The organism is Nostoc sp. (genome assembly GCF_036919575.1).
GTDB lineage: Bacteria > Cyanobacteriota > Cyanobacteriia > Cyanobacteriales > Nostocaceae > Nostoc.
This window is the reverse complement of record NZ_JBALBY010000083.1, coordinates 50,653-74,537: the sequence shown is the minus strand read 5'-3', so window position 1 is coordinate 74,537 and position 23,885 is coordinate 50,653. Positions and strand designations below refer to the sequence as shown.

Here is a 23,885-nt window from a genome sequence, read left to right as displayed (position 1 = left end):
GCCGAAGAGTGGGCGAAAAAAATTAAAATATTCTCGCCTTAAAACTCTATCCCTTTATGGGTAGAGTATTCTGAATTCTGAATTCTGAATTCTGAATTCTGAATTCTGACTCCTGTTTTATTTGCTATTCATCCCCACCCTATGAGTACATTGAGGTGGGGACTTTCGCGGCGTGTTAAACAACCACAAAATTGTTTGCGGTTAGTGACAATCCAGCAGATAGTTGTGCAAATTTTACCTGAGTAAATGCACCTGCACTGCCATCTTGGTCAAAATACAGTCCACCTGTAATATTGTCATAAATAAATCGTTGAGCGATCGCTGTTGCAGATGTTCCGATGGTAAACTGACTTGTCTTAAGTGAAGGTGTTGATAATCCGCCACCAAAACCAGCAGCCGATACCTGAATCAGTTCATTAGTCGCGTTGAAGTCATAAAGACGATCAACACCTTCCTTGTAACTATTGAAAGCAAAGGTATCAGTACCATTTCCTCCATAAAGCGTATCATTACCTTTGCCACCTGTGAGGATGTCATTGCCATTGCCACCATAAAGGGTGTTATTGCCTAATGCGCCATAGGCAGAGAGAGTATCATTGCCATCACCCCCAGAGAGTAGGTTCTTCCCTGTTGAATAATCAACAATCAACTTATCGTCACCAGCACCACCATTGAGGGTGTTATTGCCTGACTCCCTGCGATAAACTCCTTGGCCGTCATCAGCGTACACGTCGTACTTGTAGCCAGAGGCGGAGAGAGTATCATTGCCATTGTCTCCAGAGAGCAGATTATCGCCTGATGAATAGTCAACATTCAAGTTATCATCACCAGCGCCACCGTTAAGGGTATTATTGCCACTGGTATTATAAAAAGATCCTCCAAAGCCGTAGCCGTAGCTAGAGGCAGAGAGAGAATCATTGCCATCGCCACCAGAGAGCAGATTAGCGCCTCGTGAATAGTCAACATTCAAGTAATCGGCACCAGCACCACCGTTGAGGGTGTTATTGCCTGAGCAGTTATCAAACCTGTAGCCCTCGAAGTCAGAGGCAAATAGAGAATCATTGCCATCGCCTCCAGAGAGCAGATTATTGCCTGTTGAAATGTTAGCACTCAAGTAATCGTCACCAGTGCCACCATTGAGAGTGTTACTGCCAAGGGCAAAATCGACGGAAAGATGATCGTTGCCATCGCCACCAGAGAGTAAGTTATTGCCTCTTGAAAGTGAAGTAGTCAAGTAATCGTCACCAGCACCACCGTTGAGGGTGTTATTACCAGAGGGCACAGGGTTGTAGTAGTCATTAGAGACGGAGAGAGAATCATTGCCATTGCCCCCAGAGAGTAGGTTATCGCCTATTGAAATGTCAGCATTCAAGCTATCGTTACCAGCGCCACCGTTGAGGGTGTTATTACCAGACACCACATTGCCGGAGTCGTCAGTTAAAGCCGAGAGTGAATCATTGCCATCGCCACCATTCAGGAGATTATTGCCTGCTGAAGAGTCAACATTCAACTTATCGTTACCAGTGCCACCGTTGAGGGTATTGTTCCCCGCATCACCCCGCAGCCAGTCGTTACCAATACCACCGTTGAGGGAATCATTGCCCGTATCACCAATGAGGGTGTCATTCCCCACACCACCAATGAGAGTATCATTACCAGCTTTACCGTTAATCGTGTCCGCCCTGTAACCGCCCACGAGAGTATCATTACCCTTGGTTCCAATGATATTTACCATAACTTTTACCTTCTAAATTGATTTTTTCAGTAACTTTAAGTTCTCAACTTTGAGTTAGTGCTGTTTTAGAGCATAAGAACTCGCCAAGAGCTAACGCTTTCGGCATACTTTATATGTAATCCTTGAGGGACAGTAATTTCTCTCGAAAATCCACTCTGTTGACAACTTGCAACCAGCTTGCAAGTAGCAGCTATTTAAATATCAGGTTCTTCAGTACCTTTTATGCAAAATTATTAGTTGAATATCAAAACTAGGCTTAAAAATAAAGGTCAAAAACCCAAATCAGTGCCAAACCCCTAAAATGTTAGTAAATGATGTTCATTTCCCTTGCATATTCAGGCTTTTGTCGCTTTTGTAAAGGTAATTTAGCATAATAATATGTAATGAAGATCCAAATATCAAAGTGTCACACGCTGTACAAATTCATGACCCTGTAGATTCACTCAAATAGGTCGCTTCAGGTTTTTATATAACCATTCTTATATAGAATGGCGTAGGTTTAGCCCAACCCAGATATCGCGGAAAAAGCGTCGCTAAATCAAGCTTAAATTCCTGAAACTCCCACCTCATACTTTAATTTTTTTTGTCAATGCGTAAGTCCTAGTATCTTGAAAATAGGGAACAGTTAACTCTTGATCGGCAAAGGGGTTTTCATCCCCTCGTTGTGGGCTATTGCCCGTTAGTGTCTAGCTTAAAAATAGCGAACATCTGAATAACCTGATAATAACTAAATACTGAATATCTACTTAGATGTCTATACTTAAACAACTATCTTTGCATACTCTTTACATTATATGCCGAGAAATGTACGTGCTAAGTAATTCTCTTAGTGTGTTCTTCACATTTTTAGAGTTTATAGCTAAGAATTTACCGTTTATTGTGTCAGGTAAGTTGCTGCCTACTAGGTTATCATTTCCGTTGGTTTCAATCATATTTGCCATAAATTTTATTTCCCTAAATCGATTTTTTCAGTAACTTTAACGTGAGTTCGATGAACCTCTCCCGGACAGCCTCCCTTTCCGAAACGGAAAGGGAGGAGCAACGAAAAATTAAGCTTTTTACTCCCCTCTGGGCTTGCCTAACGGCAGGCTGACGCCAAGGTCGAGGGGCTGCTCTTGAGAGGTCAAACAAGATTTGTCGAACTCACGTTAACCTTAAGTTGTCCTGGGTTCGACTACACTTATAAGCTGTTGCGTATTTAATTTGTATATTGGACGCGCTCATGTTGCCCGCACTACAATATTTTTGGGTTTTCGTGTTATACAATTTAGCTGCACATCAACTTACTAGTATGATCGAGATCAAGCGATGCCCTTCGGCGCAGGCTCAGGGTAAGACCTGGGTTGGGTTATGCCTACGCCTGCCAATATCTTGTATTTAAGCCAGAATCCTTATAGATTGCTAGAATTATAAACGCAGACATGATCCGACTGAGGCAAGAACACTTGCAAACCATCCGCACCCATGCCGAAAGCACTTACCCAGACGAGTGCTGTGGTATAATTTTAGGCTATCTGGCGAATGAGGGCAAAACTGTGGTAGAAGTCATGCCAACAGAAAATGTCTGGAATACTGAAGCGGCGGCTGAGTTTCCAGGCGATCGCACAACAGAAAGTAAAAGACGGCAATATACGATCGCACCCGAAATTATGTTAAAAACACAAAAGGAAGCACGCGATCGCTCACTGAACATTATCGGTATTTTTCACTCCCACCCAGATCATCCTGCTATCCCTTCAGAATGCGATCGCCTATACGCTTGGCAGGGATACTCGTATATAATAGTTTCTGTCCAAAACGGCAAAGCTGGAGAACTCCAAAGCTGGAGCCTTGATGATCATCATCAGTTTCAAGCTGAGGTAATTGAAAGCATAACTTAACAGCTTAATTTCAGGCGTTGCTGAATTGAAGTATGAAATTTCAAAAGAGAGAATGGGTAGACATTACCCACCTGACAAGCGATCGCTCGTCTATCGGGAATAAATGTAGGGGTTTAGCAATGCGCTTTACCCCTACGCCGGAACCCCTAGTAGGTGAGGATATTACGTATTACAATGTTATAAAATAAGGATGTGTCCCTCACATAAAATTCATTTGTTTCAAGATAATTCCTCAATCTAAAAATGTCTTATAATCCCCAAATTCACCATCGCCGTTCTATTCGATTAAAAGATTACGATTACACTCAAGAGGGTGGATATTTTATCACCATTTGTACCAAAAATAGACAATGTATCTTTGGTGATATCAAACAAAGGGAAATAAAATTAAATTTGCTAGGGATGATTGCTTGTGATTGCTGGCAATAAATTCCTCAGCATTTCCCAGATATACAATTAGATATATTTGTGATTATGCCCAATCATCTTCATGGAATATTATGGATTAATAACACAATTCCCAAGGAAAATGAGCTAAGAAAATATGGGAAAATGGTAGCTGGTTCAATCCCTTGTGTAATTAGAGGATGTTTGAAAAGTCCTCATCTTGGTAGCAAATACTTTGAGATCCCCCTAAATTTCCCGATAAATTGGGGGACTTTAAGAAGTTTTCCCCCCTTTTTAAGGGGGGCTAGGGGGGATCTAGAAGTGCCTAAAATCACAGCCAACCACTTTTCAAACAACCTCTTAGGTCTTATAAAAGTGCCGTTACCAAAAAGATTAATCAAATTTACAACCTAAAAGGTATATCTTCAATATGGCAAAGAAATTTTATGAACATATTAATAGTAATGAAGAATCTTTAGAATCAATTAGAAAATACATTATTAATAATCCTTTAGGATGGGAAAACGACCATGAAAATCCTGGTGATATTTCTCAACAGCACGGATTGTTATTAAATGTACCTTTTTGATTTTAGGCGTGTACGTGTTTATGTATGTAGGGGTTTAGCATTGCGCTTTACCCCTACCCCTACGTTTTGGGGATATAATATCGCAATAGTTACAAAGGCGATCGCTGTTGTAAATAATGGAGTGCGATCGCTTTTTCATTGTCATGCATGATCAAGTGCGATCGCTAATACCAAAACCGAAGAGGAACACAAGCGATAAGCCTGCGGCATGGCTTCGCTTACCGCTACCAGCGCAATTAGTGGTCAGTCTGGTAATAGCAATGAGTAGGTACACAAGCAGCTTTTCCCAAAGTAAGATTGTATTACTAGTAAAAAACAGCTAAAACACTAAATTACTATTTTAATACTAGAATTACTAGATTAAACCTTGAAACTATTGGTACATGGTATGTCGCTAAATCCCAATCTGGACGAAATCCAGTTGACCAAAGACGATTACGAACGCTACTCCCGTCATCTGATTTTGCCGGAAGTAGGACTAGAAGGACAGAAGCGCCTGAAAGCAGCCAGTGTACTGTGTATCGGTACAGGTGGACTAGGTTCACCACTACTTTTATATTTGGCAGCGGTGGGTATTGGACGCATCGGGATTGTCGATTTTGATGTTGTCGATACTTCTAATCTGCAACGCCAAGTAATCCACGGTACATCCTGGGTGGGTAAACCTAAGATTGAATCGGCAAAAAACCGCATTCACGAGATTAACCCCTATTGTCAGGTTGATTTATACGAAACTCGCCTGAGTTCTGAAAACGCCCTGGAAATCCTCCAACCTTACGATATCGTGGTGGATGGCACCGATAACTTTCCCACCAGATATCTAGTTAATGACGCCTGCGTATTGCTGAATAAGCCCAACGTCTACGGTTCAATTTTACGCTTTGAAGGGCAAGCTACTGTATTTAACTACGAAGGTGGGCCGAATTATCGTGACCTTTTCCCAGAACCACCACCACCAGGAATGGTTCCCTCTTGTGCAGAAGGTGGCGTATTGGGAATTTTGCCAGGAATTATTGGTTTAATCCAAGCAACCGAAACTGTCAAAATCGTTCTGGGACAAGGTAATACTCTAAGTGGACGATTGCTGCTATACAACGCCTTAGATATGAAATTCCGGGAGTTAAAGCTGCGTCCTAACCCGATTCGCCCAGTGATTGAAAAGCTGATAGACTATGAAGAATTCTGCGGAATTCCACAAGCTAAGGCAGAGGAGGCAAAACAGCAGATGGAAAGTCAAGAAATGACCGTCAAGGATTTGAAGGAATTGCTGGATAGCGGTGCCAAGGATTTCGTACTGCTGGATGTCCGCAACCCCCATGAGTACGACATTGCCAAGATTCCGGGTTCAGTGTTGGTGCCTTTACCAGATATCGAAAATGGGAATGGCGTTGCTAAGGTGAAGGAAATATTGAACGGTCATCGTTTAATTGCTCATTGTAAGCTGGGCGGGCGATCGGCAAAAGCCCTCGCCATTCTCAAAGAAGCCGGAATTGTCGGGACAAATGTTAAAGGCGGAATTACCGCTTGGAGTCGAGAAATTGATCCTTCTGTTCCAGAGTATTAAAAACGCGGCGCTTAAAGAGTAGATGAGGGGGATGAGGGGGATGAGGGGGATGAGGGGGATGAGGGGGATGAGGGGGATGAGGGGGATGAGGGGGATGAGGGGGATGAGGGGGATGAGGAAGAAAAATAATCTTTTACCTGCTTCCATCGGCTTTTCATCTCCCCGTTCCCCATTTCCACATATCTGCGTTTATCACAATTTTTGTTGACGTATAATTGCTCGGGGTGCGATCGCTCGATTTTCTCAATCTTAAAGTTATCGGTTGAGAACCGAATGGCACTAAGTTAAGATACAGCCCTTGCCCTGACTGGAACAAGCCTCCAGGCTGGGAAACCACTCTGCGAGGCTCCGCCTCCTGTTTCTTGATGCCTCGGCGGAGCCTCTGGGAATTCGTTCCCAGCCTGGAGGCTGGGAACGAGGCGACATAAGTCTTTGAGCTTTTCTTAGTGCCATTCGCTACAGGTGCATTGTACTTTGACAAAGATGGTAGTGCAACTGGGTTTAGTCAGGTACAATTTGCACAATTATCTACTGGATTATCACTAACCAACAACAATTTTGTGGTTGGTGGTTAGTGATAATCGGGGTTAGCGTTGCTGATTGCGGTATAAAAATAAATGGCTTTTTTTGAAACGCAAAGGGACGCAAAGTTATGCTCTGCGTCCCTTTGTGTATAAATTACGAATTACGAACTTCTACCCAACCCTTGGGGACGCTGCGCGGTAAGCGTAGCTATGCCGCAAGCTTTACGACTGCGCTCAGTTTACCCTGAGCGACTTGTGCCGAGCGGAGTCGAGGTAAGTCGTTGGCGCAGCCTCTCGCAGAGAAGTATTACGAATTAACTACGGGTTTAACTTGACTCAACAAATTGTGCAGTTTTTCCCCTTCAATGACCTCTGTTTCTAAGAGTTGAGTAGCGATCGCTTCTAGCAAGTCTCGATTCTGTCTGAGAATCTCTAGGGCTTGCTCGTGGGCTGTTTCTACGATTTCCTTGACTTCGCTATCAATGGCTTTCGACGTTTCTTCACTTACTGCCCGTCGGGGATTAGCACCACCATTACCCAGGAATGCTGCTTGTTGTCCTTGTTGATAAGCTAACGGCCCTAAAACTTTACTCATACCATAAGCTGTTACCATCCGTTCTGCCAAATCAGTTGCTCGTTGCAAATCGTTAGAAGCACCTGTTGTAATACTGTTAAACACAATCTCTTCGGCGGAACGTCCACCTAACAGAGTCGCAATCTGACCCCGCAATTCTGTTTCATTCAGCAAAAAGCGGTCTTCAGTTGGTAATTGCAGAGTGTAGCCCAAAGCTGCCATCCCACGGGGAATAATCGAAATCTTTTCTACGCGACCGTTTCCGGTTGTGAGCGCCCCGACCATTGCGTGACCAACTTCATGGTATGCAACAATCTTTTTCTCAGTCTCGTTCATCACCCGACTCTTCTTCTCTAAACCAGCGACTACCCGCTCAATTGCTTCAGCAAAGTCTTCTTGAGCAACACTTTGACGAAGATTCCGAGCTGCCAATAATGCCGCTTCATTCACCAAGTTTGCCAAATCTGCGCCAGCAAAACCAGGGGTACGAGTAGCGATCGCTTTTAAATTTACATCATCTCCTAATTTTACCTTTTGAGCGTGAATCTTCAGAATTGCTTCCCGATCAGATAAATCGGGACGGTCTACCAACACTTGGCGGTCAAAGCGGCCAGGACGCAGCAAGGCGGGGTCTAGTACTTCGGGGCGGTTGGTAGCTGCTAACACAATTACCGTTGCATCCCCAGCTGCAAACCCATCCATCTCTGTTAATAACTGGTTGAGGGTTTGTTCTCGCTCATCATTACCACCGTAGAAGCCGTTACTGCTACGAGACTTACCGATCGCATCCAATTCATCAATGAATACAATACAGGGAGCTTGTTTTTTAGCTTGCTCAAATAAATCTCGGACTCTGGAAGAACCCACACCGACAAACAATTCTACAAACTCCGAACCAGAGATGCTGAAAAATGGAACTCCGGCTTCTCCGGCTACGGCTTTCGCTAAAAGTGTCTTACCAGTACCAGGAGGGCCTACTAACAGCACACCTTTGGGAATCCTGGCGCCAATTTGCGTAAAGCGTCCCGGAGTCTTGAGGAAATCCACAATTTCTACTAACTCAGTTTTCGCTTCTTCTACGCCAGCCACATCTGCAAAGGTGATTTTAGCTGATTCACCTTCAACGTAAACCTTAGCTTTGCTCTTACCAATGGAGAGAACACCTTGGGGGCCACCACCACCGGCACCACGGGCGACAAAGAATTGCCAAATGCCAATAAAAATCAGTGGTGGAATCACCCAACTCAAGAGGGTTGTAATCCAAGTATTCTTAGGTGGTGGTGTAGCAGCGAATTCAACTCCCTTTTGTTCTAGCAGTTTGGGTAACTCTAAATCAAAGATTGGTGTAGTTGCAAAGACCTGTCCCGGTTCGGCATTTTCTGTTTTTAGTTGGTAGAGAATCTGGTTTTGACCAACAGAAACGCGGCTGACTTCCCCTTCTTGTACTTGATGAATAAATAGGCTATAGGGGACACCAGCAGGACCAGAAGCAAATAAACCTGGCAAAAATAAATTTAAGAGCAGAAATAGCCCTGATACTGCCAGCAATATATTAGCAATGATCCGAAACCGAGGTGACTTAGGCTGTTCTTTAATTGCCATAGATGTTACCAATCCTTAGAATGAAAAATGTTGAAAATGTGACTTTCACAGAAAGTCCGCTATTAAGCATCCAAATAGTTGAAGCAGCAACTTATACTGTTTCTAGCCAATCAAAAATTTGGGCTAACTGATCCAGTGTTACCAGCCCATACTGCCATAGGGTCATGGCTAGAAAGTTGGGGGTCTGCTCACAATGTCGTAAGGCCAGAGAAATTGCTCCGCCAGAAATACCTAACTCTTCCTCTAAAAAATGCACCAATTGATCTGTAGCTTTCATGGCAATGTTAAACAATGTTAATTTAGTCTTATTTTTGACTTAGCTGAATAAACTTGCTTAAAGACTGGTGATAAATTCATCACCGATAGCGTTCGCAAAGCCTCTCGTAGAGAAGCCTTAGCAACGTAGCAGCGTCTGACTCGCTAACGCTAAGTTGTTCAATTTGTTTTGATCGTCAACGATACTACCGCTTTTCATAATTTATCCCATGTCGCAATGTTTGCAGCATTTATTATTTATGTAACTAAACTTAACAATTAAATTAATCTTTGGGAACTAACGAGCAAATACGGTTTACCGTACTCAAAGAATTAACACCACTCGAAATCAGAGAACGCTGTCAAAAGACATAGGCGTGAAAAAGTAGAGACGTAGCAGTGCTACGCCTGTACAAGGGTTCTGGGTAACGCATATTTAATTTCACGCCTATGTCTAAAGAAAATGCAGAGATTGGGAGACGCAAAGAAAAATCCCCGTGTTTTCTTTCATATCTCCGTATTATGTTCATTTCTCACCAATGATTTATATCTTTAGATAGATATATACACGATCTAAAGAGAGCAAACCCAAAGCCTACCTGGTTGCGGAAGTAGCGGCCAATTGGTAGTTCTTAATAGTGCGCCCAGTCTCACCGCATCAGAATGGGGGAGAGGAATGATATCACACCAAACGTAGAAGAACCGGATTGGACTACAGATGGAATTCAAAATCTTTTGAACGCATTATTAGGCGAAAAGCGCGAAGATTTAAAGAATGCAGATGATTGGCGAAATCCAAAAAATTGGAGAGTTAGTATTAACCAACTCGAATTTTTGCTGAACAACCAGGCAGGGCAAAGTTTAACATACGATTTTCTCTCAAATGTTCCACTAGAAAATCGTGATGCTCTCAAAAATGATCGAAATTTTCCATTCCCACCTCCTCTAACTTCTGCTTCTCTAATGGCAGAGAGTAAATTTACAAATTTATCAGAAGTCTCAGAAGTTAATATTTCCGGGCTTGCTTCTGGATTGCATCAACCATACCGGACCGATAATAAATTCTCCATCAAACCAAGTAGTATTACAAACGAAGACATCGCCTTCAGTGTCGAGAGGATAGATATTGGAATGCTGGAAGTTGCAACCAATGGCACCGGAAGGTTCAATACCACCACCTCCCTTAGCCCATCGCAAATCACAACAGCAGAAGTGGGGATGATTCCCGTAGTCGGGGCTGACACAAATCAACCAACTATTCCTCATATCACAACAGATGAATTTAGCCGACAACTCACCTTCCAAAATGGTATCTTGCAAGTTGACGTGGCTAAAATAAGCACCGCACAAATTAACCGCTCGCAGGTTAACCCCACTCAAGTCAACTCGATGCAAGATAATATCTCGGAAATCTCTTTCCCCATCAGCATAACGCTTGAGCAGTTCCTGGGCATTAACAACTTTGGGGGAGTTGGTTTCAATTCTTCCATCTGGCATAATAGTGTCGCAGAAAATAGTCCCTTCCGTGGTTCTAATACCAGTCAAATTAGCATTCCTCAAGTTACAACCAATCAATTTAGTTTCCCTCAAATCAGCACCACTGAGGTGAGCACTGGTCAAATCAACACCAATCAATCTAGTACTTTTCAAACTAGATCCTCGGAGATTGGCGTTACTCAAGTTACAATTAATCAGAGAAGCACTGAAACTAGTCCATTCCAAACTGGCATAAGTAAAGTTGGCATTAACCAGATAGGCGACTTGGAGCAAACAGTCCTGCAAATTGACTCTGCTGAAATCAACGTCCATAAAACAGGTGTCGGAAATAACAGTACGCTTCAACTCGATGCCAGTAAAGTTTCGCTCCCCAGTTTCATAACGTTTAATAATTTCCTCAGCCAAAGCACGTCCCCTGATAAATTCTTCAAATTCATCCACAACATACCTGCTACATCAAAAATCAACGTATTTCTATTCTCTAGCAATGACAATATCGTTAGACTTAATGATTGCATAAGCTTCTTTCCCCTCAGATAGTTCCAACTCTTCTGCGGAAGCTCTGGTGATAATCGAGGTTAATTCTACTTTATGAATAATCTCCAGAGTTACCTCACTATTAACTGCTCCATAAACAACTCGTTTAACGACACCTTTAAGAATATTCCGAGAGCTAACTTTTAGTGATTTCTTTTGAATACTACTTTCTATCTCCGGCTTTTTAGCATAGCTATCTTCCTGTTTTTGATGCTGAGTTGGTGGTGAGGAGTGCTGATTGAGACTACGCACGAGTTCCCGGAGAATCTCAGTCTTGGTGCGTTGAGATTGTTCGCAGAATTTCTCCAGAATCTTTTGCTCGTCCTCTGAGGTTTGAAATGTGACCCATCCTTGTTCTTTTCTTGGCATAATATTATCAATTTTGGTTATCTTGGTAAAATTCTACCAAGTATCAATTCGATATGTCGTTTTAGTAATAACATTTTTTTGTGACGATTTTCGGCATTTTTATCGCAAATTAATCAACATATATATTTTTTTATAGATGCGAAATATTTTGTTACTTGAAAATATCTAAATTATCACTAAAGCATTACCAATTAAGATGGTATAACATTGGTCTATGGTATTTGTTGGGATAGCGATGCATAGGCAGGGGTAATCTGACAGAAAATTCCGCTAGCGATCGCATGAGTGCCATAGGATTATTTAATGTGAGTTCACAGCAGGGGGATGAAACACCTAAAATCGCGTTCTCAAGACCTGCGGAGTTTATTTGAGAACAATATCACCATTGAATACGTGGCAGAACCTCTCAAAGCTATGCCAGCTGATGCGGAGGTGACAGAAGTGCTGCATTGGATGCAGGCACAAAATTTTGATGTTATCGGCATTGAGACGGGAGATATTATTAGCGGTTATCTAGAACGCTCTAGTTTGATTCAAGGCAAAGAAGGCAAGTGTAGCGAATATCAACGAGTGTTTCATCCAAAAGAACTAATAGCCATTTCTACCCCACTGATGAAGTTGCTACCCATTTTGCAAGAAACTCCGCGATTGTTTGTCTTAGATTGCAATCAGGTAAGTGGTATTGTTACCTGTGGCGACTTGCAGAAAGCACCCGTGCGAATGCTACTGTTTGGCTTGGTAACGCTGCTAGAAATGAATTTGCTGCGGCTGGTGCGGATTTACTATCCCCAAGATTCTTGGCAAAAAGTCCTCAGAACTGAGCGCTTAGAAGTTGCTCAACGGCTATGGCGAGAGAGCCAGGAAAGAAACGAAGCTACCGATTTGTTAGATTATTTGCAATTCTGTGATAAGCGAGAGTTAATTTTAAATCAACCAGAACTTCTTCAGCAATTGGGACTAAAGTCTAAGCGGTTTGGTGAACGCTTCCTCAAGTCTGCTGAACAGTTGCGGAACCGATTAGCTCACGCCCAAAATTTAGTTAGTGGCTCCTCTTGGACAGAGTTGATTTCTTTAGCAGAGGCGATGGAAACACTCTTAATTCGCTGTGAGGAAGTTGAGTGAAATGGTCAGCTTTCGCCTTACTAGGACTTACGCACTATACAAATTCATCGTGATCTGAATTAACGATGCATAGGTTGTTTCAGGCTTTGATTAATTATCCTTTGATAGTAAATAGACCATGCTGTAGGGGCACAGCAATGCTCATGCGTGTCAACTTAAGCCAAAACTCTTTTAAAATCTCGTTTCTAGCCTCTGGCTGGAAATGCAGATCCTGGTGGCTCTACCGCAAGTTACGGAGGCGGAGCCTCAATGAGGGGCATTCCCAGTCGGAGACTGGGAACGAGATAAGGAGATAATCTGCTAAAAGCTGGTTCTAGGCTGGTTTTCACCTGAAATTGACACCAATGAGCTTTTTCTGTGCCCCTACGAAAGATGTGGTTTTTTGAATCTTCAATGCAAAATCCAAAATTTAAAATCTAAAATTCGGTAAGTCCTACTTACTTAAAGCGGCAGGATTGGTCTACAGTCGGAGTCTCTTCAAGTTGTACGATTATCAGAACAGCTGGCGCATCGCCTACTGTTCCAGATAAGTGACCTTTATGACCTTGCGCGTCTGCTTTTGTACCTTGATCTTCTCCAAATGAAATTTCGCCTTCCCCCATCTCGACTCGCTGGCCGTCCATAGTCTCCACAAACCAGCGTCCCGACAAAGGTATTATCCACTGGGGCTTGGGGTTCTCATGCCAGTTGCCAACCCATCCCACGGGTAGCACAGTAAAGGTGATTGTCGCACCAGACTGCTTCAATTTAGAAAGCCACTGCGGTGAGGTATCCGGGGCTATGCCTTTTTCGATGAAGTCCTCAATTTGACAACGGGATTGGTGACTTATCCCGTCGTGGTCAGTCCAGACGTGCCAGTAGTCAATTGTTGGCTTGGGTGATGAATTATTTTGCATGAAAATGGCTCTTTTTGATTGTGGGGTTATCTAACTTTGGTTTCGTTTATTCGCTGATAGAGCTAGTAAAGCGATCGCTATTAGGACTTACAGAGGAGTTACGGAATAACGAACCGCAGAGGCGCAGAGGACACGGAGAAATCAGAGTTTGAGAGATATTTTGCGTAAGTCCTAGCTATTATTGGATAATGTCTGGTTGTACTGGTCTAACTTGATTACGAATTATGAAACCGCAACCGTGTAATTGCGTTGTTCCCATTTACTGCTTTCAATCCAGAAAAAGGTAAAGCTAATTGGCTGTTGCTGGCGATCGGAAACAGAAATATCTACAAAATTCACTCCTAACTTGGTGGAAGTAGCAGGCGTATCTTTTACGGTTTGCCAATTATCATCTGACCAGTGCAACTGAAAAGATGCTAAAGCATGAATTCGCAATGTATAACCTTTTTTAACTTTGTCTATTTGACGGTTAAACTTCCAAATTTCTAATGATTTACACTCTTGTCTTTCGCCTAAATAACGATTTGCCACCTCTGGAATAAAATCAAATACCTGACCATCATGATTTGACCGTAACAGCTTGATATATTCCGAGTGTGCCCACATTAGGGGCATCGCAGAACCTGTTGGTTTTCCTAAATACATGTGGTTTTCAGGTGTATCTGCTTCATCCCAAACCTGTTCTGGGAGCAAACAAGTGTCTGAAGCAAATCCTTCCATCGCCTTAATATATGTTTTGACATCACCACGCGCAGCTAATTCATAATGTCCTCGTTCTCCTGTTAAGAGAGGCCAAGCACGTCCCTGACCGCAACTTAGATATGGACTGCCATCTTGTTGTTGTCCGTAGCCGTCGTGGTTGTAACGATGCCAACAAGGGCCAGCAGATGTATCTACTTTCAAGACTGCATCAATTACTTTGACAGAATCAACGATAATCGGATCATCATGTTTGCGAATTCCATAACGCACTAATTGCAGAAACCCACCATCAACAATTTCCTTCGCCGGAAATTCTGCGGGTTCACCAGGAGGTTGACTGCTGATAAAAAGAGTTCCTTGGTTAGGATTTTCGTTGGGTTGAGGATTATTAATATCTGTAGGAGTAATCCGAATATAATGCCGTTTGATGCCAGCAACTAAAGTCCCTTCAGTAGTTACTGTCCAATCTTCGATGTGAGATTCTAAAAAATCAGCGTATTCTTCGATAAACTTTGCTGTTGCTTCATCCCCACGTTCACGAACAAATTCAGCAGCACAGATTAAGGCGGCGATATTAGATGCTAGTGTTGATGGTGAATAACCGCTATTTTCTTCCCAGCGTTCTTGTTGGGTAGCTGGGCCATGACGAATTAAATAACCCGCCGCCCGCAAAATCATCGGATAAATATCAAAGTTTAAGCAAGTCTTCTGTTGCTGCAATCGCCATGCTAACAGAATGGGAAATGCTACCTCATCAAGCTGGATACCTGTCCAGTAAGGTTTACCATCAACCCAGAAATTTTGGGGAAAACCGCCATCTTCCTGCTGACTAGTGGCAAGATAAATCAGCGATCGCACTGCTGTAGCTGTTTGACCCGCAGCCACTAAACCTGATACACTACTAACCATATCCCGCGTCCAAACAAGGTGATATCCTCCTTGATCTTGGTCGTTTTTGGCTTCGCCCCAAGGGATAGCCAGGGATGCAATCAACGCACCAGGATAAGTTTTGTCTTCATGTGCTAACAACAAACTAATGCTGTTGTGATACAACTTCCCATCATCATAAGCAACATTTTCTAATGAATGGGTGCCATCGCGCGATCGCTTCCACTGTTCGTTGTATTGCTGTTTCTGCTTTTCAAATGGAATATTCAGCGACTGAAACAGTGTAGAAATCGCATTGTGCAGATTTGTACCAAATGCCAGTCCTAAAGTAAACTCTTTAGTGCTATCTAAATTTAATTCTCCAGTCAGAGCAATGTTGCCATCCACAGCACTGTCAAACTCCCAATCCATCTGAAAATTATCAGCTAAATCTGTCCAGCCATCACTTTCACCGACGTAACCACAGGAAAGACGGGTAAAAGGAACTGTTGCACCCAGCGCTAGCCATGTTCCTCCTTTCTCGGCTGTGAGAATCCGATGTCCAGCAACTTGTACAGCGTAACCATTATTACCTCTGCCGCTAACTTCCAGATGTGGCGCACATAAAGCGTATAACTGGAGTTGGGAAATAAAATCGCGATCGCCTGTTAACTTTGTATGTTGTAAAATACAGGAGAAATGCGGGTCAGCAATCACTTCTTTGATTACAGCATAACGCCCTTTGGGATCGGAATTAGTGATGCGGTATCCTAAACCATGAGTCCACATCGGTTCAACTTTTGATTCGAGATGGCGTTTCTCTTCGTGAAAAAAGCTTTTTCCATCAGAAATTAGATACTGTAAATCCCGAACTTGGGGTTTATCTACTGTGGGATGGTAGATTTCAGTGACAACACCGTTCCAGATCGTAAACCAAATGTTACTGGAGGTAGAGTAAGCTGTGCCGACTCCATCTTTATTGGCATGAGTCCATCGAGGCTCGATACCCGGTGCGCCAAAAGCCTGTCCTTGACCAAGAATTTTTACCATAATTTATTGTGCCCATCAATAACTACTATTTACAAATGCTGTGTTTGATATTTATTCAGAAGGTTCAGAATATCTGCGAGCCGCACTTAAGTATTTGGCTTCAATAAAAATTTGTTTTATTTCAGGATGCTTTTGGCGAATTTTTATTTCTAAACTTTCTACAGTTAATGCTATTTCTTCACCTGTCAGATTTTGAGAAAATTGAATTTCTAAGTTGAGTAATACTTCCTGTGGAGCAAGCTGCATTGTTAGTATACGGATAACTTCTTTCACTCCTGGTTCTGTTTTTGACAAAGAGCGGATATTAGCTATAGTTTTAGGATCGGCACTTTCACCAAGTAATAATCCTTTACTTTCTCTGGCTAGTACCACCGCTACTATAGCCAAGATAATGCCAATGATAATCGAGGCGATGCCATCCAAATAAACATTATTAAATAAATGTCCTAAGAAGATTCCGATGAAGGCAACGATTAAACCTAAAATTGCCGCAGTATCCTCACATAATATTGTCAATACTGTGGGATCTTTACTATTTTTGATTGCTTGCCAAAAATTTTGTTTACCCTTGGTTGGCAAAAACTCTCTTAAAGCTACAATCCAAGAAAAACCCTCCAATAATATTGCTATAGCTAACACAATATAATTCCATTTTGGGTCTTCTAAAGGACTGGGATTAATTAAATGAATGATTCCTTGGTAAATTGACATACCGCCGCCAATGGCAAAGACGAGGAGAGCAACGATGAAAGTCCAGAAGTAAAGTTCTTGACCATAACCAAAGGGATGGCTAGCATCTGCTGGCTTTTGGCTCCTGCGAATTCCCAGCAAAAGTACCAGTTGATCAACAGTATCTACCACTGAATGAATCCCTTCAGACATCATGGCGGAACTGCCAGTAATGGAGGCGGCGATAAATTTGGTAATAGCGATCGCTAAATTAGCCCCCATCGCCGCAAATATAGCTTTATTAGATGAATCAGATGCCATAAGAGTAAATAATAACTATGCAGAAACTTCTAATTCACCATCTAGATGGGTAACTTCCCATTGGGTTTGTTCGCCATCGCGCCAAAAGCGCAATCCCACCGTAGCATCTCCCACGGACAAATTTGTGAGTTCTAAATCGGGTAAGTAATCTGGGAGTGAGGGCTGTACTTTTAACTGTTGTTTTGAGGCATCAGCTTTAAGTCCTAAAATGGTACGAATCAGTAAGAAAATTGAACCAGCAGCCCAAGCCTGGGGTATATTAGCGTCTGGGTAGGGGACTGGAAAGTTATCATCTTGGCGATCAATTCCCGCAAACAATTCTGGCATTCGTCCAGCTTGAAAATAACTAGCAGCAGCAAAAATACCCTCAGCAATACGGTTAGCTTCTTTGTGATAGCCATACTTTTTTAATCCCGCCGCGATGATCGAGTTATCATGAGGCCAAACACTACCGCGTTGATAACTAATCGGGTTATATGCCAGATTTTCAGATGAAAGAGTCCGCACACCCCAACCACACCACATATCTGGTTGAAAAAGTCGGTTAACAAGTTTTTTTGCTCGTTCCTGTGGGACGATACCAGACCAGAGTAAATGCCCCGGATTTGAGGTAATTGATTGAATTTGCTGCTTTTTATCGTCTAATCCTAAACAGTAAAAGCCAACTGAATCCATCCAAAAGCGATCGTTAAATCGTTGATAAAGTTCTTCGGCTTTTTGACGCAGCTTTTTCGCCTGTTCTTTTTCGCCCCACACTTCATAAATTAAAGCTGCCCTTAGCCACGCATCATAAACGTAGCCTTGAACTTCACATAAAGCGATTGGCGGCTCAACTAACTCACCGTTTGGGTAAACTATTGCCTCACCCGAATCTTTCCAACCTTGATTGCGTAATCCTTTTGACGAATGAGTTAAATACTCAACAAAGCCATCCCCGTCAAAATCGCCGTATTTGTCAATCCAATTTAGCGCCTTTTCCAGTGGTTCTCGACACTCATCAAGCATACTGAGGTCGGCGTTCCAGTTATAGGCTTCAGATAAAGTAACAATCCAAAGGATGGTAGTATCTACTGTTCCGTAGTAGGGATGATATGGAAGTAGGTTGAGTGTGGTTAACTCATCGCGCCGCATTTCGTGCAGCATTTTGCCCGGTTGGGCATCGTGCCAATCATCCAACTCAGTCGCCTGGAGTTGAGCCAGTTTCAGCAACGTGCCACGGGCAAATTCATGATAAACTGCGATCGCTTGCAAGCTAGCAATTATTGAGTCGCGGCCAAAAACGGCGACAAACCAAGGAATACCAGCAGCAGGCATCCAAAATTGATGCCCATTATCATACACCTCAATTCGTAGCGCTCCCATATCCGCGATCGCTTGCTGATAATATTCGGCAATTTCAGCATTAGACGATCGCAACTTTGTGGCATTAATCAGAAACTCATCTCTAACCTTTCCGGCTTTTGTATTGTGAGGTACAACACAGGTATCTTGAGGTTTGAAGACTTTTCCATCAGCTAAGGCTGTAAAGTTGATACAAGTGTGCCATGTCTTGCCAGGAGGTATTGTCAGATCAAACATTAAACGACCATTGGCATAGCGTGGCTCAGAAGTACCACAAACTGGTTCAATCACAATACCTCGGAAGAAAGAACCGTTATGATATTCAGTCGTGAGTACACTATTTTCCCATCTGGTTTCTGTTTCACCCCGCGTCAAGAGTTGCTGTGATTTGACATCAAAAATGTCCGCAAAATCTGAGCGCACAGCTAGCATTAATTGAAACTTAACAACTTCATTGTGATAGTTAGTTATATCAATATCTTCATGCATACCTTCCACAATGTCGCGCCGAACAGTTACAAGCAAACTACCAGCAGGTAAAGTCCCGTTGATAGTAGGAAGTTGCGGGTTGGTGAATTGGTAAAGCGCATTATGATGGGTGATATTGCTAGAGGCTAGCAGCGAAAGGGGGTAGCGATTCAGAGAAATTTCGTAGTAAGAAATTAGGCGTGTGTCCCAAACAAAAAAACCTTGAGCTAAATTTTCGTCGATGGAACCATCACTAGCTGTTACTAGAAAAGAGGAACCATCGTTGATGGTTATCAAACCAGGATTGACAGTAACTTTTGTCGGCATTCTCAATTAGCCAATTATGTGGTTTTAATTCCCCCGCTTCTAAGAGGATGTTTGAAAAGTTCTATTGTCGGTATCAAATAGTTTTAGATCCCCCTAAATCCCCCTTAAAAAGGGGGACTTTGATTCCGGTTCCCCCCTTTTTAAGGGGGGTTAGGGGGGATCTAAAAGTGCCTAAAGTGATAGCGAAACACTTTTCAAACAACCTCTAACAAGCAGCAAGTTTTGTGGCTCTTTCTAAATCCCAGTTACAAAACTTAATTACGAATTACGTTCGCGTAGCGTGCCAGAGGCTCTATTACGAATTACGAATTACTTTAGCCATTCTCTGTAAAACCGGGGTACAAGGTCATACCACCGTCTACAAACAGTGTTATACCATTAACATAATCAGAATCATCAGAAGCCAACCAAACTGCTGCTTTGGCGATATCTTCTACATCTCCCACGCGTTTGGCTGGAATCAGTTTTAGTAACTTCTCCTCTGCTTCTGGAGTATCCCAAGCTGATTTATTAATTGGAGTTTTGATTGCACCAGGGGCGATACTATTGACGCGAATTTTCTGGGGTGCAAGTTCTTGAGCAATACTTTGCATCATCATATTTATACCGCCCTTACTCGAAGCATAATTAACATGCCCCGCCCAAGGAATTATCTGATGCACTGAACTTATACAAATAATCTTACCTGCGGCAGAGGAAATCTGGGGCTGTACACCTCGGCGCAAGAATTCTTTTGCAGCTTCCCTAGCACATAAGAATTGTCCTGTCAGGTTTACCTCAATAACTCTATTCCATTGCTCAAGAGTCATATCGACAAACGCTGAATCTTTTTGAAGACCTGCGTTGTTTATCAAAATGTCAATAGTGCCGAATTGATCGAGCGTCTGGCTGAACATCGCCTTTATTTCGTCTTCTTTGCTGACATCAGCTTGAATAGCAAAAGCTTCACCATTAGCCGCTTTGATCTCATCGACAAGTTTTTGGGCTGACTCAGCTTCCGAATGATAGTTGACAGCTACTGCTGCACCTGATAAAGCTAAATAGCGAGCGATCGCTTCACCAATCCCAGAACTAGCACCCGTCACAAGTGCTTTTTGACCTTTAAGCAAGTAAGGAGAATAGCTCATAATGTTTTCGATACTTTTAAAACTTGTGTACATTGTAAGTCGCTGAAGACTTGCATGATATTTTTGCTGGGCGTAGTATTACCTTGGCGATTTAGCTGGTCAAATCGGTAAATTATAGATTAAAAAAGCAAAACTTTTCCTTACTTTAAGAAATCTCTAGTATTTTTCCAATCTATCCAGAGAAAGATAAACAGTATCTTGTTTGACTGAGCAAGATTTCAATTAGTTGTCATTCCTGTGACAACAGTGTGTCTTGATTTGTAAGATTGTCAATTCTAAAGATCATATCAATCTGAAGAAAGATTTATGGTATATTCAAAGCAATGTCGGTTATGAATTCAGGTAAAATCTTTAGTTAATCAATCTAAATGAAAGAACCATGTAATATATTCAGTAGGGGCAATTCATGAATTGCCCCTACTGAATAATCAGGGTTTAGGCTATTGTTTTTGTAAATCCTGAGTGTCTGATTAGATTAGCTATTGTCAAATAACCAATCTAACTAAAAATAACCATTGTCTAGTTTTTATACAGCAGATTTAAAGGAAAGTGAAGTACGCAACGATTCGTCTCAAAGCTAAGTATAAACCCTGTTTTACTTCTGAATTCTGGATTCTGAATTCTGAATTCTGCTGTAAATGCCAGTTGGGATATGATTTAAAGTAAAATCTTGGTTAATTTAATTACTTTTTGGATTTGAAAAAATAAGTAGTAAAAAACACTAAATATGGAAAAAGTTTTTTATGCTCTGTCTTTGAATAATCAAAATTTACCATACCCTGACCCTCTACACCCGATCATCGTCCACTTCGTAATTGCGATGGTGCTTTTTTCTTTCGTATGCGATGTGCTGGGCTATTTCACCCGCAACGTGCGTTTGTTTGAGGTGAGTTTCTGGAATATGTTTGTTGCCTCAGTAACCATCTTTTTAGCGGTGATTTTTGGTCAGTTTGAAGCAGGTCTGGCGAACATTTACCCAGCAGTCCAACCAACACTGAATTTTCATACGGTGATGGGTTGGTCGCTGGCGGCTATTGTCGTCGCCATTACAGCTTGGCGTTACGTGATTCGCGATCGCACCCCACGGAAAGTACCGCCTGCTTATCTGGGTGCTGCAACGTTTTTAGTCTGCCTAGTGTGCTTGCAAGTCTATCTAGGAAGCAAGCTAGTTTGGGTGTATGGGTTACACATCGAGCCAGTTGTGCAAGCGATGAAGCAGGGAGTTTCGCCATGAACTGGCAACTTATTGAACAGTTGAGATTGAGGCTGAATGCTAACGGATTGCCTTATGAAATTCCGATACATCCGCAACTAGTGCATTTAACATTGGGTTTGTTGATTATTGCGATCGTTTTTGATATTGCAGGAACGCTTTTTGCTTTAGAAAAACCAATCTTCAAATTTTTAGGTCTGCCTGCCCTGCGTTCTGGTTTCTTTGATGTCGGCTGGTATAACCTGATTGGAGCAGCTTTTATCAGCTTTTTCACGGTTGCAGCTGGTTTTTTCGAGTTACTGCTAGCAAATCCACCAGTTGATCAAAAGAGCGCTTGGGGGTTAACTACTGGTTGGACAATGCTTTTGCATGGTTTGGGTGGCGTTTTGCTGTTGGGAGCGATCGCAGCCATGACAGTATGGAGAGGTTTGCAACGCTATCGCTGGCGCAAGGATGCTTCTAGGCAGGTGCAGTGGAGTTACTTGTTAGCAGGCATAGCGATAATGGCAATATTATTCGTTCACGGAACTTTGGGAGCGCAATTGGGAGAGAACTTTGGAATTCACGTTACTGCTGCGAAGTTACTCCAAGAAGGTAAAAACCCAAATTTGATACTCAAATAATCAAGCATCTTGCCCACCCCACAAGATTCAATAATTTATTTGTTGCAAATCCCTTAATTGTAAGTAGAGAGTCCATCGAAAATGCCTAGTCAAACCTATGTACAGGTACAAAGAATTCGAGCTATTGGATTAACGGTGACAAACTGCGATCGCTCTTTAAATTTCTATAAAGAAGCGCTTGGTTTTGAACTAGTTTCAGACATGACTGTTGAAGGACAGAATTACAGCGATCTGGAAGATTTGAGTGGAGCAAAAATTCGCATTGTTACCTTACGATTAGGTGATGAACTTATCGAGTTGATGGAGTATCTCAACATTCAGGGTAAACCCATTCCTAGCGATTCACAAAGTAATGACCTGTGGTTTCAACATTTTGCAATTGTAGTGAGTGATATGGATCGCGCCTATGCTCACTTGCGTTCATTTCCCATTGAACCAATTTCAGTTTCCCCCCAGACAATGCCACCTAGTAATGAAGCATCTGCTGGTGTCCGTGCCTTTAAGTTTAAAGACCCTGATGGTCATGATTTAGAGTTAATTTGGTTTCCGCCTGATAAAGGAAAAGATAAATGGCATCAAAAGAGCGACCGCTTATTTTTGGGAATTGATCATAGTGCGATCGCAGTTTCTAACACCGAGCAAAGTCTACACTTTTACTGCGATCTCCTGGGAATGCAAATTGATAGCCGCAGTCTTAACTGGCAGTCAACCCAAACTCGCTTGGATAATTTACCAGGAGCCAAAGTCAGAATTACAGGACTACGACCTGTTCAAGATAGTGTGGGAATTGAACTGTTAGACTATATTTTGCCTGGAAAAGGCCGTCCTATACCGAGTGACTGGAAAAGTTGTGATATTGCACATATGCAAATTGAACTTGTTGTCAATGACATTGAGCAGGCGGTAGATATATTGCGGCAGAATGGGGTTCAGTTTGTGTCATCGGGGATTGTGCAGTTTACGGATAGTGCAAGTCCTTACCGCAAGGGGTGTTTAGTTAAAGACCCTGATGGACATACAGTATTGCTTGTTACAAAAAAATAATGTAAGTCAAAATACAAGGATTAAAATATTGCAATAAATACACGTTAAAACTGCATCAATTAAGCTTTTGTGAATTCAGGTAAGCAACTTGATAATAATATTAACTTCACCTAAAACTGAGATAGCAACTTGTTATAATCTGCGTGTGAACCAATCCAAAACCACACAATGAAGTCTCCATCACGTTGACCGACTACCCGATAATTCTTGCTGAGACGAGCAGAATAAATAGGTAACTCCTGATGCACCTCTTTAAAACGAAGACTCGAATGCCAAGGATCTTGCTTGAACTGACGATAAGCCTCGCGTGCCTGTTCTTGAACTTCCTCAGGTAAATTGGCAAAAGCTTTGCGAAACTTAACTGTTGTACGTGAGTTCACAAAGTTTCTGGGTCTAGTGGTTGTGTTTTGCCTGCTTGATATTCAGCTATTGCCTCGGCTGCAAGTGTAGCGAGTGCATCCTGAGATTGCTCAAAAGTTTTATCCCAAAGGGTTTCGTCTTCAATTTCTTCAAGAATCAGTGCCGCGATCGCATTCTGTTTGCTAGCAGGCAAAGTTTTGAGCTTGGCGATCGCTTTTTCAAGTAACTCGGTCATCACTATC

Annotated in this window: 23 protein-coding genes; 9 read left to right on the top strand and 14 right to left on the bottom strand. The window is 42.3% G+C overall.

Going from position 1 to position 23,885, the window contains the following annotated elements; genetic code table 11:
- Positions 1 to 175 precede the first annotated feature (175 nt).
- Entirely contained in the window at positions 176 to 1,735 is a 1,560-nt protein-coding gene (locus V7K27_RS21900) for a calcium-binding protein (RefSeq protein WP_334950181.1), read from the bottom strand.
- A gap of 1,421 nt (positions 1,736 to 3,156) precedes the next feature.
- Between V7K27_RS21900 and V7K27_RS21895 the strand changes: the two genes are divergently transcribed.
- The 3 genes from V7K27_RS21895 to V7K27_RS21885 all read left to right on the top strand — a co-directional run bounded on the left by V7K27_RS21895 (position 3,157) and on the right by V7K27_RS21885 (position 4,591).
- The gene (locus V7K27_RS21895) at positions 3,157 to 3,615 is read left to right on the top strand and encodes a M67 family metallopeptidase (protein WP_334950180.1); all 459 of its coding nucleotides are present in this window, start codon (positions 3,157 to 3,159) and stop codon (positions 3,613 to 3,615) included.
- Positions 3,616 to 3,647: 32 nt separating this feature from the next.
- Complete coding sequence (locus V7K27_RS21890) at positions 3,648 to 3,803, top strand: hypothetical protein (RefSeq protein ID WP_334950179.1); 156 nt, start codon at positions 3,648 to 3,650, stop codon at positions 3,801 to 3,803.
- A gap of 629 nt (positions 3,804 to 4,432) precedes the next feature.
- Positions 4,433 to 4,591, top strand: coding sequence for a hypothetical protein (locus V7K27_RS21885; protein WP_334950178.1), 159 nt, complete (start codon positions 4,433 to 4,435; stop codon positions 4,589 to 4,591).
- 151 nt (positions 4,592 to 4,742) lie between these two features.
- Here V7K27_RS21885 and V7K27_RS21880 read toward each other — a convergent pair whose 3' ends face one another.
- Positions 4,743 to 4,865: a hypothetical protein gene (locus tag V7K27_RS21880; RefSeq protein WP_334950177.1), complete on the bottom strand. Its 123-nt coding sequence runs from the start codon at positions 4,863 to 4,865 to the stop codon at positions 4,743 to 4,745.
- Between the two features lie 114 nt (positions 4,866 to 4,979).
- Between V7K27_RS21880 and moeB the strand changes: the two genes are divergently transcribed.
- The gene (gene moeB, locus V7K27_RS21875) at positions 4,980 to 6,155 is read left to right on the top strand and encodes a molybdopterin-synthase adenylyltransferase MoeB (RefSeq protein ID WP_334950198.1); all 1,176 of its coding nucleotides are present in this window, start codon (positions 4,980 to 4,982) and stop codon (positions 6,153 to 6,155) included.
- Between the two features lie 11 nt (positions 6,156 to 6,166).
- Here the strand turns inward: moeB and V7K27_RS21870 are convergent, their stop codons facing one another.
- On the bottom strand, positions 6,167 to 6,313 hold the full coding sequence (locus tag V7K27_RS21870; protein ID WP_334950176.1) for a hypothetical protein: 147 nt from the start codon (positions 6,311 to 6,313) through the stop codon (positions 6,167 to 6,169).
- Positions 6,314 to 6,601: 288 nt separating this feature from the next.
- On the opposite strand from V7K27_RS21870, the gene V7K27_RS21865 reads away from it, so the two are divergent.
- A complete protein-coding gene (locus V7K27_RS21865) occupies positions 6,602 to 6,730 on the top strand; it encodes a hypothetical protein (protein ID WP_334950175.1) in 129 nt (42 codons plus the stop codon).
- A 256-nt stretch (positions 6,731 to 6,986) separates the two neighbouring features.
- Here V7K27_RS21865 and ftsH4 read toward each other — a convergent pair whose 3' ends face one another.
- The 4 genes from ftsH4 to V7K27_RS21845 all read right to left on the bottom strand — a co-directional run bounded on the left by ftsH4 (position 6,987) and on the right by V7K27_RS21845 (position 11,513).
- Positions 6,987 to 8,855, bottom strand: a complete 1,869-nt coding sequence (ftsH4, locus tag V7K27_RS21860; protein ID WP_334950174.1) for an ATP-dependent zinc metalloprotease FtsH4 — start codon at positions 8,853 to 8,855, stop codon at positions 6,987 to 6,989.
- 91 nt (positions 8,856 to 8,946) lie between these two features.
- Positions 8,947 to 9,132 carry a DUF2949 domain-containing protein gene (locus V7K27_RS21855; protein ID WP_114080862.1) on the bottom strand — a complete coding sequence of 62 codons (186 nt, stop codon included), beginning with the start codon at positions 9,130 to 9,132 and terminating at the stop codon, positions 8,947 to 8,949.
- A gap of 977 nt (positions 9,133 to 10,109) precedes the next feature.
- A complete protein-coding gene (locus V7K27_RS21850) occupies positions 10,110 to 11,048 on the bottom strand; it encodes a pentapeptide repeat-containing protein (RefSeq protein WP_334950173.1) in 939 nt (312 codons plus the stop codon).
- Between the two features lie 33 nt (positions 11,049 to 11,081).
- On the bottom strand, positions 11,082 to 11,513 hold the full coding sequence (locus V7K27_RS21845) for a TOBE domain-containing protein (RefSeq protein ID WP_334950172.1): 432 nt from the start codon (positions 11,511 to 11,513) through the stop codon (positions 11,082 to 11,084).
- Between the two features lie 324 nt (positions 11,514 to 11,837).
- Between V7K27_RS21845 and V7K27_RS21840 the strand changes: the two genes are divergently transcribed.
- Positions 11,838 to 12,635 (top strand): hypothetical protein, encoded by a 798-nt coding sequence (locus tag V7K27_RS21840; RefSeq protein ID WP_334950171.1) that lies wholly within the window; start codon positions 11,838 to 11,840, stop codon positions 12,633 to 12,635.
- A gap of 437 nt (positions 12,636 to 13,072) precedes the next feature.
- Here V7K27_RS21840 and V7K27_RS21835 read toward each other — a convergent pair whose 3' ends face one another.
- From V7K27_RS21835 to V7K27_RS21815, 5 genes are all read right to left on the bottom strand, one after another.
- Positions 13,073 to 13,531 carry a cupin domain-containing protein gene (locus V7K27_RS21835; RefSeq protein WP_334950170.1) on the bottom strand — a complete coding sequence of 153 codons (459 nt, stop codon included), beginning with the start codon at positions 13,529 to 13,531 and terminating at the stop codon, positions 13,073 to 13,075.
- Between the two features lie 222 nt (positions 13,532 to 13,753).
- Complete coding sequence (locus V7K27_RS21830; protein ID WP_334950169.1) at positions 13,754 to 16,150, bottom strand: glycoside hydrolase family 15 protein; 2,397 nt, start codon at positions 16,148 to 16,150, stop codon at positions 13,754 to 13,756.
- 51 nt (positions 16,151 to 16,201) lie between these two features.
- Positions 16,202 to 17,140, bottom strand: coding sequence for a cation diffusion facilitator family transporter (locus tag V7K27_RS21825; protein ID WP_334950168.1), 939 nt, complete (start codon positions 17,138 to 17,140; stop codon positions 16,202 to 16,204).
- 15 nt (positions 17,141 to 17,155) lie between these two features.
- Positions 17,156 to 19,276 carry an amylo-alpha-1,6-glucosidase gene (locus V7K27_RS21820; protein WP_334950167.1) on the bottom strand — a complete coding sequence of 707 codons (2,121 nt, stop codon included), beginning with the start codon at positions 19,274 to 19,276 and terminating at the stop codon, positions 17,156 to 17,158.
- A gap of 314 nt (positions 19,277 to 19,590) precedes the next feature.
- Positions 19,591 to 20,403, bottom strand: coding sequence for an SDR family oxidoreductase (locus V7K27_RS21815; protein ID WP_334950166.1), 813 nt, complete (start codon positions 20,401 to 20,403; stop codon positions 19,591 to 19,593).
- Positions 20,404 to 21,130: 727 nt separating this feature from the next.
- Here V7K27_RS21815 and V7K27_RS21810 point away from each other — a divergent pair.
- The 3 genes from V7K27_RS21810 to V7K27_RS21800 all read left to right on the top strand — a co-directional run bounded on the left by V7K27_RS21810 (position 21,131) and on the right by V7K27_RS21800 (position 23,283).
- Complete coding sequence (locus V7K27_RS21810; RefSeq protein ID WP_334950165.1) at positions 21,131 to 21,637, top strand: DUF2231 domain-containing protein; 507 nt, start codon at positions 21,131 to 21,133, stop codon at positions 21,635 to 21,637.
- Positions 21,634 to 22,239 (top strand): DUF2231 domain-containing protein, encoded by a 606-nt coding sequence (locus tag V7K27_RS21805; RefSeq protein WP_334950164.1) that lies wholly within the window; start codon positions 21,634 to 21,636, stop codon positions 22,237 to 22,239. The genes V7K27_RS21810 and V7K27_RS21805 overlap by 4 nt, the downstream gene beginning before the upstream one ends.
- An 81-nt stretch (positions 22,240 to 22,320) precedes the next feature.
- On the top strand, positions 22,321 to 23,283 hold the full coding sequence (locus tag V7K27_RS21800) for a VOC family protein (RefSeq protein WP_334950163.1): 963 nt from the start codon (positions 22,321 to 22,323) through the stop codon (positions 23,281 to 23,283).
- A 110-nt stretch (positions 23,284 to 23,393) separates the two neighbouring features.
- Here V7K27_RS21800 and V7K27_RS21795 read toward each other — a convergent pair whose 3' ends face one another.
- Together V7K27_RS21795 and V7K27_RS21790 are read right to left on the bottom strand one after the other, a co-directional pair.
- Complete coding sequence (locus tag V7K27_RS21795) at positions 23,394 to 23,663, bottom strand: type II toxin-antitoxin system RelE family toxin (RefSeq protein WP_334950162.1); 270 nt, start codon at positions 23,661 to 23,663, stop codon at positions 23,394 to 23,396.
- Positions 23,660 to 23,878, bottom strand: coding sequence for a hypothetical protein (locus tag V7K27_RS21790; protein WP_334950161.1), 219 nt, complete (start codon positions 23,876 to 23,878; stop codon positions 23,660 to 23,662). The genes V7K27_RS21795 and V7K27_RS21790 overlap by 4 nt, the downstream gene beginning before the upstream one ends.
- Positions 23,879 to 23,885: the final 7 nt, after the last annotated feature.

Excerpts from the sequence above, each read along its gene's own strand:
- V7K27_RS21900 (WP_334950181.1), bottom strand. The coding sequence starts at position 1,735 with ATGGTAAATATCATTGGAACCAAGGGTAATGATACTCTCGTGGGCGGT.
- V7K27_RS21895 (WP_334950180.1), top strand. The coding sequence starts at position 3,157 with ATGATCCGACTGAGGCAAGAACACTTGCAAACCATCCGCACCCATGCC.
- V7K27_RS21890 (WP_334950179.1), top strand. The coding sequence starts at position 3,648 with ATGAAATTTCAAAAGAGAGAATGGGTAGACATTACCCACCTGACAAGC.
- V7K27_RS21885 (WP_334950178.1), top strand. The coding sequence starts at position 4,433 with ATGGCAAAGAAATTTTATGAACATATTAATAGTAATGAAGAATCTTTA.
- moeB (WP_334950198.1), top strand. The coding sequence starts at position 4,980 with ATGTCGCTAAATCCCAATCTGGACGAAATCCAGTTGACCAAAGACGAT.
- V7K27_RS21870 (WP_334950176.1), bottom strand. The coding sequence starts at position 6,313 with ATGAAAAGCCGATGGAAGCAGGTAAAAGATTATTTTTCTTCCTCATCC.
- ftsH4 (WP_334950174.1), bottom strand. The coding sequence starts at position 8,855 with ATGGCAATTAAAGAACAGCCTAAGTCACCTCGGTTTCGGATCATTGCT.
- V7K27_RS21855 (WP_114080862.1), bottom strand. The coding sequence starts at position 9,132 with ATGAAAGCTACAGATCAATTGGTGCATTTTTTAGAGGAAGAGTTAGGT.
- V7K27_RS21845 (WP_334950172.1), bottom strand. The coding sequence starts at position 11,513 with ATGCCAAGAAAAGAACAAGGATGGGTCACATTTCAAACCTCAGAGGAC.
- V7K27_RS21840 (WP_334950171.1), top strand. The coding sequence starts at position 11,838 with ATGAAACACCTAAAATCGCGTTCTCAAGACCTGCGGAGTTTATTTGAG.
- V7K27_RS21835 (WP_334950170.1), bottom strand. The coding sequence starts at position 13,531 with ATGCAAAATAATTCATCACCCAAGCCAACAATTGACTACTGGCACGTC.
- V7K27_RS21830 (WP_334950169.1), bottom strand. The coding sequence starts at position 16,150 with ATGGTAAAAATTCTTGGTCAAGGACAGGCTTTTGGCGCACCGGGTATC.
- V7K27_RS21825 (WP_334950168.1), bottom strand. The coding sequence starts at position 17,140 with ATGGCATCTGATTCATCTAATAAAGCTATATTTGCGGCGATGGGGGCT.
- V7K27_RS21820 (WP_334950167.1), bottom strand. The coding sequence starts at position 19,276 with ATGCCGACAAAAGTTACTGTCAATCCTGGTTTGATAACCATCAACGAT.
- V7K27_RS21815 (WP_334950166.1), bottom strand. The coding sequence starts at position 20,403 with ATGAGCTATTCTCCTTACTTGCTTAAAGGTCAAAAAGCACTTGTGACG.
- V7K27_RS21810 (WP_334950165.1), top strand. The coding sequence starts at position 21,131 with ATGGAAAAAGTTTTTTATGCTCTGTCTTTGAATAATCAAAATTTACCA.
- V7K27_RS21805 (WP_334950164.1), top strand. The coding sequence starts at position 21,634 with ATGAACTGGCAACTTATTGAACAGTTGAGATTGAGGCTGAATGCTAAC.
- V7K27_RS21800 (WP_334950163.1), top strand. The coding sequence starts at position 22,321 with ATGCCTAGTCAAACCTATGTACAGGTACAAAGAATTCGAGCTATTGGA.
- V7K27_RS21790 (WP_334950161.1), bottom strand. The coding sequence starts at position 23,878 with ATGACCGAGTTACTTGAAAAAGCGATCGCCAAGCTCAAAACTTTGCCT.